We start from the raw sequence: 16,587 nt of genomic DNA, 5'->3' as shown, positions 1-16,587 counted from the left end.
GCATGGAACATTGGCTTCCCCCGCGCGTTTCGGCGGGGGCAGGATCGGTGATGGTTAAGAAATCAGAACAGCTCGAACGGGGAATCGTTGCGAGTCGGCGCGATTTTCGGCCGCCGGCTGGCGGCGTGGTCGACTACGCCATTTGCATGCTCGCGCCCGATGGTCGGATCATCAACTGGAACAAGGGCGCTGAGCGCATCACCGGCTATCCGGCCAAGGCGATCCTCGGCAAGCACTTCTCGGTCTTCTATTCTGCCGAAGACCGCGCATCCGGCGTTCCGGCGAAATCGCTGCAGATGGCGCGGAAGGAAAAGCACTCAGCGGCCGAAGGCTGGTGTCTCCGCAAGGACGGATCGCAATTCTACGCCACTGTGGTCATCGATCCGATCCATGAGAAGCGCAAGCTCGTCGGCTACGTGATGGTCATCCGCGACATCGCCGAGCAGCATCAGGCGCGCGCGGACCTCGAGGCCAGCGAAAGCCAGTTTCGCCTGCTGGTGAGCAATGTCACCGACTATGCGCTCTACATGCTGACGCCGGCCGGCATCGTCGCCAATTGGAACGCCGGCGGCGAACGCATCAAGGGCTATTCGCCCGACGAGATCATCGGCCAGCACTTCTCGCGGTTCTATACGCCGGCCGACCAGGCCGCCGGCAAGCCGGCCCGCGCGCTCAAGATCGCGCAAGAGACCGGGCATTATGAGGAAGAAGGCTGGCGGGTCCGCAAGGACGGTTCGTTCTTCTGGGCGAGCGTCGTGATCGATCCGATCCGCGACAGCGACGGCAGCCTGGTCGGCTTTGCCAAGATCACACGGGACATTTCCGAGCGGCGCGACGCGCATCAGAAGCTCGAACAGGTGCAGCGTCAGCTTGCGGAATCGCAGAAGATGGACGCGCTGGGTCAGTTGACGGGCGGCGTCGCGCACGACTTCAACAACCTGCTGATGATCATCTCCGGCAATCTGCACCGGATCAAGCGCGAGGTGACGAGCGAACGGGGCAAGCTCGCACTCGGCGCGATCGAAACCGCATCCGAGCGTGCCGCGTCCCTGACCAGGCAGCTCCTCACCTTCGCGCGTCGGCAGAGCGTCAATCCGCAGACCATCAATGTCGCTGACAGGATCGCCGCGGTGCGCGAGGTCCTGACCAGCGCGCTTGGCGGCGCGATCAAGCTGAACATGGAGATCAGAGCGGATCTCTGGCCGATCTTCGTCGATCCGACCGAATTCGAGACCGCGCTGATCAACCTCGTGGTCAATGCGCGGGATGCGATGGCCGGCGGCGGCACGCTGACCATCGCGGCGCGCAATGTCCCGGAAGCCGCCCAGGTGGTCGTCAGCGTTACCGACACCGGCGAAGGCATTCCCGACGATGTCATGAACAGGGTCTTTGATCCCTTCTTCACCACCAAGCCGGTCGGCAAAGGGACCGGCCTTGGGTTGTCCCAGGTTCACGGTTTCGCGCACCAGGCGGATGGCCGGGTCGAGATTACAAGCGCGCTCGGCAAGGGCACGACGGTCAGCATCTATCTGCCGCGGGGGACTGCGGCCGCAAAGCGCACGGCTACGGGGCGCAGCGTGCCCGGCTCGGCCACGATCCTGCTGATCGAGGACAATCCCGCCGTCGCCGACGCGAGCACGGGCCTGCTCGAACAGCTCGGTTACACCGTGCGTTGGGTGTCGAATGCAGAGGCCGCCTTGTCGGAAATCGACGCCAACGGGATCGACGTGGTGTTTAGCGACATCGTCATGCCCGGCAGGATCGACGGACTGAAGCTGGCGCGCGCGATCCGGGACAGAAAGCCCGAACTGCCGATCCTGCTGACGACAGGCTACAGCGAGAGCGCGCGCGACGTGAGGTCCGACTTTCCGGTGCTGCGCAAGCCGTACCACATCCACGACCTCAGCCGCGAACTCGCGAAGTTGACAGGGCATGGGGTCGACAGCGCGACGAGCAGCCAGTCCGCCGACGCTTCGGGCGAGTTCGATGCCATCGCGCGTGACGTTGCGGCCAGACCAAAGGCGAAAGCCCGCTCCTAGTTCAAATGGAAAGGCTAAAGCATGATCCGGAAAAGTGCGAAGCGGTTTTCCCTCGTGACAAACCCGGGACGCGTTTGCGCGGAGATCATGCTCAAACAGGAGCTAAAGCGCGATGATGATTCAACCTGATCTCATCGCGCTTTAGCGTTCCGCCGGCCAGCTTCGCCGCACCAATTGCACCCGCTCGATGCGGCTGCATTGCTCGCAGCGGTACTGAAGAATATCCCTGCCCTCACTGCCCGGATGGCTGCTCTCGAGCCGCATCGTCCTGATGCAGCTGATGCAGGAGATCAGCGTCAGCAGCGGACTGCGATCGTCATTCATCGATGCCCGCGGTGGCGCGGTCGGATCGGCGATCATGGCGCTGGGCGATGCTATCGTGTTGGCTCTCACCACAAGAAAATGCAGATCCTGCGGCTCGGGTTCCAGCCTTGAAACCTGATTTGGGCCTGAGCCGGTGTTCGAGGCTCCCTTCTTTGGTCGAACGGCCCGATCACACCCGCGCGTTGCTGTGACTGGCCCCGGGCTTCTTCGCCTTGTCCACCTTGACCTTCGCACCGGCGCGATCCTCGAAGCTCCGGCTCAGCCGCTCGCGTACCGTGGGGAGACGCTCGCCGCCGCCGGCGGCCTTCCACCGGACGATGAGCTCGGCCACTTCGGCTCGCATCGCCATCAGCCGGTACGACGCTTCACTGCAATCGAGGTCGCGGTTGACCTGATCCCGGATCGACGCCTCGATCAGGGTCATCTCAGCTCGCAACATGCTGATCTTGCGCCGAATTTCATTGATTTTGTTATCCATGATTTACTAGAACAAAAATAGAACATATTGTCAAGTCACGATCCAGCAAACGAGGCAAGCAATGAGCGTGGCAGCGGTAAGATATGGTGGGGTTGCGGAGCGCCTTGGCGGGCTGATGACCCGCGCCCAGGCGCTGCGGTTGAGGAGCCTTGCCGAGGAGGCCTATCAGCCGAACCAGTACGCGCGCGACCTGACGTCCGAGGAAGCCGAACGGCGCATCGATGCGCTGAAGGCGGAGATCGCGCTGGCGGATTCTTTCTGAACCGTCCACGCCAACCAGGCCGGACATCCCCTTAAGGCTTTGATATAGCGGCGCAGCTAGGTCTGTTCCGGTTATTGCTGCGTTGTCCTATTGCTGCTTGGTCCTGGGGGAGCCTGACGTGCTGGAGCTGGAGAAGCGGTCGCCGCTTGCGTTCCCGATTACGCTGAAGGACGGGCGAACGCTCGCGACGGTTGGCGACGCTGCGGACTACCTGTCCGCGCTGAACCTGGATCAGCGTGAGCGCAGCTACTGGAAGACGGCGATCATGATGTTCAACAACGCCATGCGCGAGCCGGGTTATCTGAAGATCGCAACCATGAACCTCCGGTCCGCGCTCGTGTATGACCGCCTGGTCGACGACGTTGGCTCCTGATTGTGGTGCGGCGGCTACAGCCGAATCGACTGATGTTGCGTAAGGCACTGTTCGTTATGGCCGCAAACAAGGTAACGGCGGTACACGCGACGGCCGGGCGCGCAATGCACTTCAGCCGTACTCTCGGGCCGCCTTGGAGGGCCAAGGGAACACCAGGGCGGCCCATTTCTTTTCAAAGCAATTTTGCGCGGACGAACAGCATCCGCAACGCGTTGGTCGCTTGCACCGTCAGCATGGCGTTCCCGGCCGCTCTCTCGAGCGCAACCAGCGCCTCGTCATGCAGCGAGCGGAACTCCATCCATTCGACGGCGCTGAGATTGCTGATGAAGCGATAGGCCTGGCCGACGGTCGCGAGCGTCACCGTCTCGCCGTTCAGCCGCACCTTGAACGTCGCCTTCAGCGGCGTGTCGGATTTGGATACGTCACCCATGGCGGGGTTGTGCGCCGCGCTGCGTTAATGTCAATCTAATTTCTCTGCGTCCGCCTCGGTGCGTCGGCCCCAATGAATCGCAATGTCTGTTAGCGTTTCGTGGGGGTGATTCGTGACTGATCTTGCCAACACAGCCTATCTCGATGCGCTCAATGCCGAGCAGCGCCGTGCTGTCGAGCACGGGGTCGGCAAGGATTGCATCGTCGGCGCGCCGCTGTTGGTGATCGCGGGCGCGGGGTCCGGCAAGACCAACACGCTCGCCCATCGCGTCGCGCATCTGATCGTCGCCGGCGCCGATCCGCGCCGTATCCTGTTGATGACCTTTTCGCGGCGCGCCGCTGCCGAGATGGCCGGCCGCGTCGAGCGCATTGCGCGCCGCGTGCTCGGCGATCGCGCCTCGGTCATGACCGATGCGCTGAGCTGGGCCGGCACGTTCCACGGCATCGGCGCGCGGCTGCTGCGCGAATTCGCCGAACGTATCGGCCTCGACCCGGCCTTCACGATCCATGACCGTGAGGATTCCGCCGACCTGATCAACCTGGTCCGCCACGATCTCGGTTTCTCCCGTACCGAAAGCCGGTTCCCCACCAAGGGCACCTGCCTTGCAATTTACTCGCGCTGCGTGAACGCGGAGATGCCGATCGAGGCCGTGCTCGGCCAGTTCTTCCCGTGGTGCTCCGGTTGGGCCAGTGAATTGAAACAGCTGTTCGGCGCCTATGTCGAAGCCAAGCAGCGGCAGAACGTGCTCGATTACGACGACCTCCTGCTCTACTGGGCGCAGATGGTGACGGACGCCGCGCTGGCCGAGGAGATCGGCGGCCGCTTCGACCATGTGATGGTCGACGAATATCAGGACACCAACCGCCTGCAGTCCTCGATCCTGCTCGCGCTCAAGCCCGCGGGACGCGGGCTCACCGTGGTCGGCGACGACGCGCAGTCGATCTATTCGTTCCGCGCCGCCACCGTGCGCAACATCCTCGACTTCCCGGACCAGTTCAGCCCGGCCGCCGAGATCGTCACGCTCGACCGCAACTATCGCTCGACGCAGCCGATCCTGTCGGCCGCCAATGGTGTGATCTCGCTCGCCAAGGAACGCTTCACCAAGAACCTGTGGACCGACCGGACCTCGACGCACAAGCCGCTGCTCGTCACGATCCGCGACGAGGCCGATCAGGCCCGTTACATCGTCGAGCAGGTGCTGGCCAATCGCGAGGAAGGCGCCTTGCTGAAGCACCAGGCGGTGCTGTTCCGCACCTCCTCGCATAGCGGGCCGCTGGAGGTCGAACTGACCCGCCACAACATTCCGTTCGTGAAATTCGGCGGGCTCAAATTCCTCGACACCGCGCATGTCAAGGACATGCTGGCGCTGCTGCGTTTCGCCGCCAATCCACGCGACCGGGTCGCAGGTTTTCGCATCCTGCATCTGTTGCCCGGCATCGGCCCGGCCTCGGCGCAGCGGGTGCTCGACCGCATGACCGAGGCCGCCGATCCGATTGCTGCGCTCGTCGTGCTGCCCGCTCCGCCTCGCGCCGGTGCGGACTGGCGGCTGTTCGTGGAGGCCATCGAGAACCTCCGCTACTCGGAATGGCCCGTCGACATCGAACGCGCCCGCCTCTGGTACGAACCGCATCTCGATCGCATCCACGAGGACAGCGAGGTGCGCCGCGCCGATCTCATTCAGCTGGAGCAGATCGCCGCCGGCTACCCGTCACGCGAACGTTTTCTCACCGAACTCACGCTCGATCCTCCCGATGCGACCAGCGACCAGGCTGGCGTGCCGCTGCTCGATGAGGATTATCTGATCCTGTCGACGATCCATTCCGCCAAGGGGCAGGAATGGAAGTCCGTCTATGTGCTCAATGTCGTCGACGGCTGTATGCCCTCCGACCTCGGCGCCGGCACGTCGGCCGAACTCGAGGAGGAGCGCCGCCTGCTCTATGTCGCGATGACCCGCGCCAAGGACGATCTGCATCTGCTGGTCCCGCAGCGCTTCTTCGTTCACGGCCAGGCCGCCAAGGGCGACCGCCACATGTACGCCTCGCGCACCCGCTTCATCCCGGAGCGACTGCTGCCGATGTTCGAGCGGACCACTTGGCCGCGCGCCGCGGCCGCGCAGGCATCCCAGGCCAACCGCGCGCCGCCGATCGACATCGGCGCCCGGATGCGCGGCATGTGGCGCTAATGGCGGAACGATTCTTGACGGGGCCTGGAACGAACGTGACTAGCCCGCGTTGAGGCGACGTTCGTAATCGGCAAACGACCATCCCCGACGGCTTCGGCGCGCAGTTGTACGCTGGAGCCGTCTTTTTTGCTCCGCGTCAATTCACGCGAAGGCCCATTCACGCAGGAAACAATGTGACGGGCTGGTCGAAGCCCTTCAGGGTGTAATCGGCACTGGCTGCCGTGATCATGTCGCGGGTTCGATTCCGCACGGCCGTCGTCACAAGAATCTCGCCTGATTTGGCGGCCGCCTGCGCGCGCGCCGCGCGATTGACCACCGTGCCGACTGCCGTCAGGTCGCGGTGGGCCTGGCCGAACTCACCGAAATTGGTGTCACCGCTATCCATCCCGATTCCGATGCCGATCTCGATGTCGCCGGCTCCGATCGCCCGCACCAGCGCGTCGTGCCTGTCGCGAAAACTGCGCTGGATCTGGCGTGCCGCGAGCAAGGCCTGCACGGCATGATCGTCGCGCCGCACCGGGAAATTGAAGATCGCGAACACGGCGTCGCCGATGGTCTTGTTGAGGATGCCGTCATAGCGCCAGATCGCGGCGGCGCAGTCGTCGTAGAACGCGTCGAGCAGCGAGGTCAGCCCGTCCTGCGCGATGGTCTGCGTCAGCGTGGTGTAGCCGCGCAGATCGGCGAACAGGATGGTGGCGTCGATGGTCACGGCGCGCGCCTTCATGATTTTCGAGAAGGCCATCTCGCAGATCGTGCATGTGTTCGGGTTCATGCGGCTCGGCCGGACGCCGAACAGACGGAACGGCGCCGACAAGGGGCCGCGCAACGGGATCGGCATATGCAGGTTTTGCCAGCAGCCAAGGCAGATCGTTGCAGGTTCCGGCGTCATCGGCGGATCACCTGCTGTTCCAGCCATGAAACCCGGGGCCCCTTGGCATGCTGGTTCATGGGCGTTCCCAATCGAGATTGCCGCGCTCAGGCGGTCGCCACGAAACTCACTCCAATTCGCGTCTTCTTGCTCCAAATCACCTGGCACTCATACACGACCGAGGCGTCGCGGGCCATCACCAGCCGGAATCTGTGCGGGACGAAGGCCGGATTCTCCACTTCAATGGCTGCTCCCTCCGGCGAGATGTTCACGATCGTGCAATGCATGACCGAACCGCCCGACGAGACATAGCCGGGTTCATTGACTTCGGTTCGCGGATGCTTGCGCTTTTCGTCCACCCGGCTGCTCCCCGCTTCCTCCACGCAAACGTGAGCGATCGGCATTGCAGAAGTCAACGGCTCCGGCGGCTCACATCGGGCTTTCGCACCACCATTTGTGCGCAGCAGTAAGCCGGACCGCTTATCGCGCCAATGCAGATGAGCCCCGCGTCGGCGCGGCTTGTCGTTCGCGCTGGCGCGAGGATAGCCTTATCCTATGGGCGATGCGCTGGCGCGACGCACGCTCCGAACAATAATGAACAGGCGCCATGGGGAGACGCGCCATGTTCGAGATTCTCGATCGCCGGACGACTCTGACCGCCAACCAGATCAAGATCCTTGCGGCGGCCATCATCGGCGATGCGCTGGAATTCTTCGACTACTTCCTGATCGGCTTCGTGCTCGCGTTCCTGATCGGGCCCTGGAAACTCACCTTCGGCCAGTCGGCCACCGTGCTGATGAGCTCCGGCATCGGCGCCATCCTCGGCGCCTATCTCTGGGGCTGGCTCGCCGACCGGGTCGGGCGGCGTATCGTCTTCATCGGTACGGTGCTGAACTTCTCGATCGCGACCGGCCTGCTCTATTTCACGCCCGACAATGGCTGGGTCTATCTGGCGATCCTGCGCTTCTTCGTCGGCACGGGCGTCGGCGGTCTTTATTGTGTCGACCTGCCGCTGGTGCAGGAGTTCATGCCCTCGCACAAGCGCGGCTGGGTCGGGGGCCTCGTCACCTGCGTGATCCCGCTCGGCGTCGGCCTCGGCGCGGTGCTGGGAGCCGTCATGGGAACCGATCAGTGGCGGCTGTTGTTTGCGATCGGCGTGCTGCCGTCGGTCCTGGTGCTGCTGGTTCGGATCTGGGTCCCGGAGTCGCCGCGCTGGCTGTGCCGGCAAGGACGCTATGACGAAGCCCGCAAGTCGCTGGCCTGGGCGCTGCAGGTTCAGCCCTCCGAACTGCCGTTGCCGAGCGCTGCCGACGCCGGTCCGATCGTCACGACGAGCTGGTTCGACCTGTTCAAATATCCGCGCAGCCTGATCGTCTCCTGGCTCGGCAATGCCGGCGCGCAGACCGGCGTCTACGGCATCACGCTATGGGCGCCCGCGCTGTTCGTGCTGCTGCTGAAGGTGACGCCGCAGGAAGCCGCCAAGATGATGATCCTGCTCAGCGTCACCGGCTTCCTCGGCCGCATCTCGTTCTCCTATTTCTCGGAGTTGCTCGGGCGGCGCGTTGCCGGCGGCCTGCTCGGCTTCGGCGCCGGCGCGCTGACGATCATTGCCGGCTACCACTACGACGCGACTTTGTTCGGCATGTCGGCGTTCTGGCTGCTGCTGGCCGCCGCCTTCTTCTTCGCCGATGGCGGCTTTGCGATCGTCGGACCCTATGCGGCGGAGGTCTGGCCGTCGCATCTGCGCACCACGGGGATGGGGTCGGCCTATGGCTTCGGCGGCATCGGCAAGATCATCGGGCCGGTCGGGCTTGCGCTGATCGTCGGTTCGAACAACTACCTCAAGCCCGACGTGCCACTGACCCAGATCCCGACCGCCTTCGTCTATCTCGGCTGCTGGTTCCTGATGGCGGGTGCCGTCTATTTGTTCTTCGGGCTCGAGACCCGGGGCAAATCGATCGAGCAGATCGACAAGGAGCTCAACGCGACGGCCGACGTCGCGGCCTCGGCAACGATCCGGCGCGCCTGAGGGAGGCGAACATGAATGTGACTTCTGCCGACCTTACCGGTGATCGCGACGTGATCGCCCGCGCCGAGGCGATCAGGGACGCGGTGGCGGCCGCCTCCAACGATATCGAAACGACGCGCCGCCTGCCGCCCGACCTGCTCGACCGGCTGCATGAGGCGCGGCTGTTCCGCCTGCTGCTGCCGCGTTCAACCAACGGGATCGAAACCGATCCCGTCACCTTCTTCCATGCCATCGAGACCATCGCCAAGGCGGATGCCTCGACGGCGTGGTGCCTGAGCCAGGCCGGCGGCTGCGCGATGTCGGCGGCCTATCTCGACCTGCCGGTTGCGCAGGAGGTGTTTGCCGACCCGCGTGCCGTGCTGGCCTGGGGGCCCGGCCCGAAGGTCAGGGCGATCGAGTGCGAGGGGGGCTACCGCGTCACCGGGGTCTGGTCGTTTGCCTCGGGCGGGCGGCACGCCACCTGGCTCGGCGCGCACTGCCCGGTCTATGCCGCGGACGGCTCGCCGCGCCGGGATGCCAATGGCGAGCAGATCGAGCGCACCATGCTGGTGCGGACCGAGGACGTCGCATGGACCGACATCTGGAACACGGTCGGATTGCGCGGCACCGCCAGCGACCAGTTCGCGCTCGACGACTTCTTCGTCCGCGCGGACCATTCGATCACCCGCGAATTCGACCGCGAGTGCCGCGAGGATGGCCCGCTGTACCGGATGAGCAACCACACCTGCTATCAGATCGGCTTTGCCGGGGTCGCCTGCGGCATTGCGCGCAGCGCGCTCGACAATTTCGTCGATGTCGCCCGCAACAAGGTGCCGCGCGGCATGAAGAAGACGCTGCGCGACAATGCGGTGGTGCAGTCCGGCCTCGCCCAGGCCGAGGTCAATCTGCGCGCCGCCCGCGCCTTCCTGCTGCAGTCGATGGCCGACATCTGGAAGGATCTGGTGGTTGGCCACAGCATCACGGTCGCGCAGCGCATGACGATCCGGATGGCGGCCACGCACGCTATCCACAAGGCGCGGGAAGCCGTCGATTTCGCCTACAACGCCGCCGGCGCCACCGCGATCTTCGACGGTCATCCGCTGGAGCGGCGCTTCCGCGACATCCACACCGTGACCCAGCAATTGCAGGGCCGCTTCAGTCACTTCGAGACGGTCGGCGCCTGGATGCTGGGTGTCGAGGCCGACCTCAGCTTCGTTTAACCCGATTTCTCAAGGAGAAGAACCATGCCATGGGGTGGACTACAGCATTACACCATCGAGCCGCAGGATCTGGAGAAGACCAAGGAGTTCTATTGCGACGTGCTCGGGCTCGAGAACGGCGAACGGCCGCCGCTCGATTTCCCCGGCTACTGGCTCTATTCCGGCGGCCAGGCCACAGTCCATCTAATGGGCACCCGCAAGCCGCGCGACGGCATCGTGGTGCGCGGCACCGAGAAGAAATATGAGGACACCGGCCGCCTCGACCATATCGCCTTTGCCGCCAGCGACGTCGAGGCCGTGCGCAAGCGCCTGCAGTCGAAGAACGTCACCTTCCGTGAACAGATCGTGCCGCGCACCGGCGACACCCAGATATTCCTCTACGATCCAGACGGCGTCGGCGTGGAGCTGAACTTCCCGAAGAGCTGAGCACCGCCGCTCCCGGATCGCGATGGCAAGTTTTGTCGGCCATCCATGGCTTCGTTCGCGCTCGCGCTTGCGCTGTGGATGGTTCCCGACAAGGCCCTGACTCGGCCATCACTCGGGCGTGATCCGGTCCGTTTTTCTTCAACATTGAATGACGAATTAACCGGGCCGCGCCGCTGCGGCAGAATAGCCGGGTGCTGCGCCTTTAACCTACCCCAGGGCATGGTGGCCCGGCTATTCGTCCCCACTCGGCCGGCGACGGGACCTAAGTTTTGGACCTTCGCTCTTTGGCTCCTTGTTTGAGCATGATCTTTTCGGAAAACCGCTTCGCACTTTTCCGGATCATGCTCTAGTCGAGCCCGCGTTCGTGGCTCAGGCGGACCATTTCGTTGATGAAGATTTGTTTCTGCTTGTCGTCGAGGCTGGCGAACAGCGGCTCTGCAGCGTCGGCGACGCCGCGCTGATCGACCGCCCGGTCATTGAGGAACTGGGCCTCGTTGCGCATCTGCTCGATGATGTCATCAGGCGGATCGCGCTGCGCCCGCGCGATGCGCAGGTTGAGTCGGTCGGCGCCGTTGTGGCCGAGATAGTGCATCGCACTGTTGAAGCCGGCCCAATTCTTCTCCTGCTCCGGCGTCAGGTTGAGCTCCTTCTTGATCCGTTCGATGTTGGCATCGCTGTTGGCGACGATCTGTTCAGCGGTCAGCTGCGGCGCGCCGGCCTGGGTCAGCACGGTCGGCGCTTGTTTCGCGCCCTTGTCCTTGGCGGCGGCCTTGGCCGACTTGGAGGCCTTGGCGCCGGCCGCCGGGGCCTGTGCATTCTTGCCGCTGCCGGTGGCGTTATTGCCATTGTTGCCGGTCAATACCCCGGTGACGCCGGTCACCACCCCGACAACGCCGCCGATCGCTCCGCCGAGAACGCCGCCCACCGGCCCGGCGGCCTTGTTGCCCTCGCGCGCACCCTTTTCGACGCCCTGCACGATCTGCGCATCGACCATATGAGGCACTGCGAGCAACGTGACGGTGGCGGCCCCAACCGCGGCGCACAATCTCCATTGCGCTCGCAGCTTCGCTACCGGGATGAGCATGATCGGGTCTCCGTGATCGGTGGTGGATTGCGGAATTGATGCGAGGTCAGGTTCGACGCATCCGGACTTTAGCGTTTCCCACTTCGGCAAGTCTATCGGCCGCGCCGGGCATCACCATGGAGGAACAGGGTTCGCGGAGGCTTGACCGGAAACCTGCGGCTCAACCGCGCACCGTCAGCAACCTTGTCTGCGTCACCCTTTGCGTGCATCGCAGCATGATCGCAAGACGCGCGCCAAACCGCCGGCAACCGCAACGATGCGAACGACACTGCCTGCTATTTGACCACAACGTTAGTTCTACGTGGCATCAGCATCTCGTTTCTCGACAGATGCCGGTAATTCTGTTCTGATCGGTGTCAACGCAATCCCGCGACGTCGCGCAAACGCGATGCACAAAAACAACAACGGGATTCAAAAAAGTCTTTTGTCCGTCGGCTACCAGGGAGGGAATGCCATGTTACGGAAGAAGCTCTCGCGCCGAGAATTCGTCGCGGCGACAGCGCTGTCATCGGCCGCGCTGATTACAGCCCCCTACGTACGTGGCGCCTACGCAGCCGGAAAGCTCTCGATGGGCTTCTGGGATCACTGGGTGCCCGGCGCGAACAGTGCGTCCACCGAGCTGGTCAATGAATGGGCTGCCAAGGAGAAGGTCGAGGTCCAGATCGACTACATCACCAGCCAGGGCAACAAGAACATCGTCACCATCGCCGCCGAGGCGCAGGCGAAATCCGGTCACGATATTTTCCAGATGCCGACATGGTGGCCGCAGGCCAATGCCGAGCTGCTCGAGCCAGTCAACGACGTCATGGATCCGCTCATCAAGCTGAACGGCGATGTCAATGGCACGGTGAAATATCTCGGCCAGGCCGGCGGCAAATGGCTCGGCGTTCCCGCCAGCGTCGGCAGCCAGATCAAGGGTCCCTGCTCGCGCATCGACCTAATGAAGAAACACGCCAACATCGACGTACAGGAAATGTATCCGGTCGGAAGCGAGCCGAAAGCCGATAACTGGACCCTCGATACGTTCCTCAAGGCGGCTGAAGCCTGCCACAAGGCCGGATTCCCGTTCGGTATCGGCCTTGGCGAAACCAGCGACAGCGTCGACACCGCCGGCGCGATCTTCCAGTCGTTCGGCGCGCACCTGGTCGATGCCAAGGGCAACCTCACCGTCAAGACCGACGCGGTGCGCCAGGCCCTCGACTACTACAAGAAGCTGCTCGCCTTCCTGCCGCCCGATGTGTCGGCATGGGACGACGCGTCCAACAACAAGTGGCTGGTCGCCGGCAAGGGCGCCATGATCCTGAATCCACCGAGCGCATGGGCGGTCGCCAAGCGCGATGCTCCGCAAGTCGCGGAGCAATGCTGGACGCACGGGTTCCCGGCGGGGCCGAAGGGACGCTTCGCGCCCTATCTGCCGTTCTTCTGGTCGATCTGGTCGTTCTCGAAGAACAAGGAGGCGGCCAAGAGCCTGCTCACGCACCTGTCGCAACCTGCATCGATCGAGAAGATGGTGGTCGCCAGCGGTGGCTATGACCTGCCGGCCTACGAAAAGCTCACGACCCTGAAGGTCTGGGCGGAGCAAGCGCCGCCAAAGGGGACGCTCTACCACTATCCGAACCCCTACAAGCACCAGACGCTGTCGATTGCGGCCTCGCCCGCGCCGCCCAAGATCGCGCAGCAGATCTACTTCCAGGCCACCCTGACCAAGATGTGCCTGCGGTATTACCAGGGTGAAAGCATGGAAAAGACGCTCGCCTGGGCCGAGGGCGAGTGCGAAGGCTTCATGCGAAGCTGACGACAAGCGGGGTCTCGCGCGACCGCCCGTAATGGTGGCCGCGCGAGGTCCCGTCTTCACATCCCAGCCGCCGAACCGGCGAGCTGTGCAACCAACCCGCGCGAGGGACCTGCGTTATGGTTGATGTCGCATTCCAATCCAACCGCGCAGCCGCTGCCCAGACGGGACGAAGGCGCGCCGGCCTGCGCAACGCGCTGCGGCGCAAGTCGATGGCTGCGTTCCTGATGACCTTGCCGCTGATCCTCCTGATCGCGATCCTGGTGCTCTACCCGGCCCTCTACTCCTTGCACCTCGCGACGCTGAACAAGGCGATGACGAAGTTCGTCGGGTTCGGCAATTTCGAGTTCCTGTTCAAGCGCGACACCTTCTGGCTGGTGGTCAAGCAGTCCTGCATTTTCGCGATCTCGGCGGTGATCTTCAAAGCCCTGATCGGCTTCATCGTCGCGCATTTCGTGCACAACGTACCCGCCAACAAGCAGCGCAAGTGGCGCGGCATGCTGCTGGTGCCGTGGGTGATCCCGCCGGCGATGAGCACGCTGGCATGGCTCTGGCTGTTCGACCCCTCCTACAGCGCCTTCAACTACACGCTTTCCTTCTTCGGCATCGGGCCGATCCCGTGGACCGGCGATGCGATGTGGGCGCGCTTCTCGGTGATCCTGGTCAACGTCTGGTACGGCGCGCCATTCTTCATGATCATGTATCTGGCGGCGTTGAAATCGGTACCCGACCAGCTTTATGAGGCGGCCGCGATCGACGGCGCCAATTGGTGGCAGCGGATCTGGTACGTGACCCTGCCGATGATGCGCAACATCATCGCGATCACGACGCTGTTCTCGCTGATCGTGACCTTCGCCAATTTCGACATCGTGCGCATCCTGACCGCGGGCGGGCCGCTCGACCACACCCATATCTTCGCCACCTGGGCGTTCCGCGTCGGCATCGAGGGCAGTGATGTGCCCCTCGGCGCCAGCGTTTCGCTGTTCATGGTGCCGATCCTCGCGGTCGCGGCGATCTTCATCCTGCGCGACATCACCAAACGCGGGAACGAAGCCTGATGAGTGCGCTGACGATCGACAAGTCCGGACCGACCCGCAAGGTCAAGTACGGCAGCATGAGCCGCGACCGCGCCTGGGCGCTACGCTGGTCCTATTTCTTCCTGGTGCTGTTTGCGATCTTCTCGCTGACGCCGCCGATCTACATGCTGATCACCTCGCTGAAGAGCAGCGCCGAAATCTCGGCCGCGACCAATCCGTGGTGGGTCTATCACCCGACACTCAGCAACTACATCGAGCTCCTGACCTCGAACCAGTTCCTGCGCTTCTTCTGGAACTCGGCCTGGGTCTCGATCATCGTGGTCACCATCACGATGCTGATCAGCGTGCCGGCGGCCTTTGCGCTGGCGCGGATGAAATTCTGGGGCTCGGCGACGCTCGCGACCGGCGTGTTCCTCACCTATCTCATTCCGGACAGCCTGCTGTTCATCCCGCTGTTCAAGATGTTCGCGGTGTTCGGGGACTGGACCGGCATCCAGCTGGTCAATCGCTGGTATGTGCTGCTGTTCATCTACCCGACGCTGACGGTGCCGTTCTGCACCTGGATCATGATCGGCTATTTTGCATCGATCCCGAAGGAGCTCGACGAGGCGGCGATCATCGACGGCGCGAGCTGGTTCCAGACGCTGACCCGGATCTTCATCCCGGTTGCCCTGCCCGGCCTGATCGCGGCCACGATCTTTGCCTTCACCGTCTCCTGGGCCCAGTTCCTCTATCCGCTGGTGTTCACGACATCGACCGATCAGCTGGTGCTGCCGGTCGGCATCATCACGACCCTGATCAAGGGTGACGTCTTCAATTGGGGACAGATCATGACCGGCGCCCTGCTCGGCGCCGCGCCGCCGCTGATCATCTACGCCTTCCTGATGGACTACTACATTGCCGGCCTGACCGCCGGTGCGACAAAGGGTTGAACTTATGGCTGACGTCAGTTTGCGGAAGGTTGTGAAGCGCTACGATGAGGTCGAGGCGGTGCGCGGCATCGACCTTGATATCGCCGACCATGAGTTCGTGGTGCTGGTCGGGCCGAGCGGCTGCGGCAAGTCGACGACGCTGCGGATGATCGCCGGCCTCGAGGACATTTCCGACGGCGACATCATGATCGGCGGCGACGTCGTCAACGACGTGCCGCCGAAGGACCGCGACATAGCGATGGTGTTCCAGAACTATGCGCTCTATCCGCATATGACCGTTGCCGAGAACATGTCGTTCGGTCTGCGGCTGAAGCACTATCCCAAGGCGGAGATCAAGAGCCGGGTCACCGAGGCCGCCCGCATGCTCGACATCACCGACCTGATCGACCGCAAGCCGAAGCAGCTCTCCGGCGGTCAGCGCCAGCGCGTCGCGATGGGCCGCGCGATCGTGCGCAATCCGAAGGTGTTCCTGTTCGACGAACCGCTGTCCAACCTCGACGCCAAGCTGCGCGTGCAGATGCGGATCGAGATCAAGAAGGTGCATCAGAAGGTCCGCACCACGACCGTCTACGTCACCCACGACCAGGTCGAGGCGATGACGCTCGCCGACCGCGTGGTGGTGATGAACCACGGCAGGATCGAGCAGATCGGCACGCCCAACGAGCTCTACCACAAGCCGGCGACCCGGTTCGTCGCAAGCTTCATCGGCTCGCCCGCGATGAACTTCGTGCCCTGTCGGCTCGAGGACACCGGCGGCAAGCTCAACGTGCGGCTGACCGATCGCCTCGCCTTCGCGCTACCGCCGGCACGCGCCGCCCGCTACCAGGCTCTCTCCCGCACCGACAAGCTGTTGCTGGGCATCCGGCCCGAGCACGTCATGGAGGCGCGGCCGCATGCCGAACCGGGCGTCGAGCCGTTCGACGCGACGCTCGACGTCACCGAGCCGATGGGAATGGAGACCCTGGTCTATTTCACGCTCGAGGGCACCCAGGTCTGCGGCCGGGTCAATCCCAATGCCGGTGCGCAGGATGGCAGCCCGCTCCGATTGGCTGTGGACCTCAACAATATGCATTTGCTAAACGAGGTGACCGGCGCCGTCCTTTGACGGCGCACAAGAAACCTCAAGGGCAGG

General features: G+C 63.7%; 17 protein-coding genes. 12 read left to right on the top strand and 5 right to left on the bottom strand.

Annotated elements, in window-relative coordinates; genetic code table 11:
- Positions 1 to 50 precede the first annotated feature (50 nt).
- Together E2I15_RS07130 and E2I15_RS07125 are read left to right on the top strand one after the other, a co-directional pair.
- Positions 51 to 2,039, top strand: a complete 1,989-nt coding sequence (locus tag E2I15_RS07130) for a hybrid sensor histidine kinase/response regulator (protein WP_137480656.1) — start codon at positions 51 to 53, stop codon at positions 2,037 to 2,039.
- Positions 2,040 to 2,310: 271 nt separating this feature from the next.
- Positions 2,311 to 2,481, top strand: a complete 171-nt coding sequence (locus E2I15_RS07125; protein ID WP_155262249.1) for a hypothetical protein — start codon at positions 2,311 to 2,313, stop codon at positions 2,479 to 2,481.
- 51 nt (positions 2,482 to 2,532) lie between these two features.
- On the opposite strand, the gene E2I15_RS07120 is transcribed toward E2I15_RS07125, so the two are convergent.
- Entirely contained in the window at positions 2,533 to 2,841 is a 309-nt protein-coding gene (locus E2I15_RS07120; RefSeq protein WP_137480658.1) for a hypothetical protein, read from the bottom strand.
- Between the two features lie 61 nt (positions 2,842 to 2,902).
- Here E2I15_RS07120 and E2I15_RS07115 point away from each other — a divergent pair, with 61 nt between their 5' ends.
- A complete protein-coding gene (locus tag E2I15_RS07115) occupies positions 2,903 to 3,103 on the top strand; it encodes a DUF3072 domain-containing protein (RefSeq protein ID WP_026192767.1) in 201 nt (66 codons plus the stop codon).
- Between the two features lie 118 nt (positions 3,104 to 3,221).
- Positions 3,222 to 3,476, top strand: coding sequence for a hypothetical protein (locus E2I15_RS07110; RefSeq protein WP_137480661.1), 255 nt, complete (start codon positions 3,222 to 3,224; stop codon positions 3,474 to 3,476).
- A 172-nt stretch (positions 3,477 to 3,648) separates the two neighbouring features.
- Here the strand turns inward: E2I15_RS07110 and E2I15_RS07105 are convergent, their stop codons facing one another.
- Positions 3,649 to 3,906: a hypothetical protein gene (locus E2I15_RS07105; RefSeq protein ID WP_018271640.1), complete on the bottom strand. Its 258-nt coding sequence runs from the start codon at positions 3,904 to 3,906 to the stop codon at positions 3,649 to 3,651.
- A 112-nt stretch (positions 3,907 to 4,018) separates the two neighbouring features.
- Here E2I15_RS07105 and E2I15_RS07100 point away from each other — a divergent pair, with 112 nt between their 5' ends.
- Positions 4,019 to 6,088, top strand: a complete 2,070-nt coding sequence (locus E2I15_RS07100; protein ID WP_137480663.1) for an ATP-dependent helicase — start codon at positions 4,019 to 4,021, stop codon at positions 6,086 to 6,088.
- Between the two features lie 157 nt (positions 6,089 to 6,245).
- Here E2I15_RS07100 and E2I15_RS07095 read toward each other — a convergent pair whose 3' ends face one another.
- Together E2I15_RS07095 and E2I15_RS07090 are read right to left on the bottom strand one after the other, a co-directional pair.
- Positions 6,246 to 6,977, bottom strand: coding sequence for an adenylate/guanylate cyclase domain-containing protein (locus tag E2I15_RS07095; RefSeq protein WP_137480665.1), 732 nt, complete (start codon positions 6,975 to 6,977; stop codon positions 6,246 to 6,248).
- Between the two features lie 86 nt (positions 6,978 to 7,063).
- Complete coding sequence (locus E2I15_RS07090) at positions 7,064 to 7,315, bottom strand: PilZ domain-containing protein (RefSeq protein WP_016845781.1); 252 nt, start codon at positions 7,313 to 7,315, stop codon at positions 7,064 to 7,066.
- 263 nt (positions 7,316 to 7,578) lie between these two features.
- Here E2I15_RS07090 and E2I15_RS07085 point away from each other — a divergent pair, with 263 nt between their 5' ends.
- Genes E2I15_RS07085 through E2I15_RS07075 form a run of 3 tightly spaced genes read left to right on the top strand, consistent with a single transcriptional unit; the run spans position 7,579 to position 10,610 of the window.
- Positions 7,579 to 8,985: an MFS transporter gene (locus E2I15_RS07085; protein ID WP_137480667.1), complete on the top strand. Its 1,407-nt coding sequence runs from the start codon at positions 7,579 to 7,581 to the stop codon at positions 8,983 to 8,985.
- 11 nt (positions 8,986 to 8,996) lie between these two features.
- Positions 8,997 to 10,184, top strand: a complete 1,188-nt coding sequence (locus E2I15_RS07080) for an acyl-CoA dehydrogenase family protein (RefSeq protein WP_137480669.1) — start codon at positions 8,997 to 8,999, stop codon at positions 10,182 to 10,184.
- Positions 10,185 to 10,208: 24 nt separating this feature from the next.
- Positions 10,209 to 10,610: a VOC family protein gene (locus E2I15_RS07075; RefSeq protein ID WP_137480671.1), complete on the top strand. Its 402-nt coding sequence runs from the start codon at positions 10,209 to 10,211 to the stop codon at positions 10,608 to 10,610.
- Positions 10,611 to 10,956: 346 nt separating this feature from the next.
- On the opposite strand, the gene E2I15_RS07070 is transcribed toward E2I15_RS07075, so the two are convergent.
- A complete protein-coding gene (locus tag E2I15_RS07070; protein ID WP_422109863.1) occupies positions 10,957 to 11,694 on the bottom strand; it encodes a Spy/CpxP family protein refolding chaperone in 738 nt (245 codons plus the stop codon).
- A 454-nt stretch (positions 11,695 to 12,148) separates the two neighbouring features.
- Here E2I15_RS07070 and E2I15_RS07065 point away from each other — a divergent pair, with 454 nt between their 5' ends.
- The 4 genes from E2I15_RS07065 (at position 12,149) to E2I15_RS07050 (ending at position 16,560) form a co-directional block, all read left to right on the top strand.
- Complete coding sequence (locus E2I15_RS07065) at positions 12,149 to 13,489, top strand: ABC transporter substrate-binding protein (RefSeq protein ID WP_137480673.1); 1,341 nt, start codon at positions 12,149 to 12,151, stop codon at positions 13,487 to 13,489.
- 116 nt (positions 13,490 to 13,605) lie between these two features.
- Entirely contained in the window at positions 13,606 to 14,544 is a 939-nt protein-coding gene (locus E2I15_RS07060; protein ID WP_016847560.1) for a carbohydrate ABC transporter permease, read from the top strand.
- On the top strand, positions 14,544 to 15,455 hold the full coding sequence (locus E2I15_RS07055) for a carbohydrate ABC transporter permease (protein ID WP_137480675.1): 912 nt from the start codon (positions 14,544 to 14,546) through the stop codon (positions 15,453 to 15,455). The genes E2I15_RS07060 and E2I15_RS07055 overlap by 1 nt, the downstream gene beginning before the upstream one ends.
- Positions 15,456 to 15,459: 4 nt before the next feature.
- The gene (locus E2I15_RS07050; protein ID WP_018271631.1) at positions 15,460 to 16,560 is read left to right on the top strand and encodes an ABC transporter ATP-binding protein; all 1,101 of its coding nucleotides are present in this window, start codon (positions 15,460 to 15,462) and stop codon (positions 16,558 to 16,560) included.
- Positions 16,561 to 16,587 lie beyond the last annotated feature (27 nt).

It is taken from the genome of Bradyrhizobium sp. BR2003 (genome assembly GCF_009720285.1).
Classification (GTDB): Bacteria; Pseudomonadota; Alphaproteobacteria; order Rhizobiales; family Xanthobacteraceae; genus Bradyrhizobium; species Bradyrhizobium elkanii.
The sequence above is the reverse complement of the archived record's forward strand: the minus strand, read 5'-3'. Positions and strand labels throughout refer to the sequence as shown.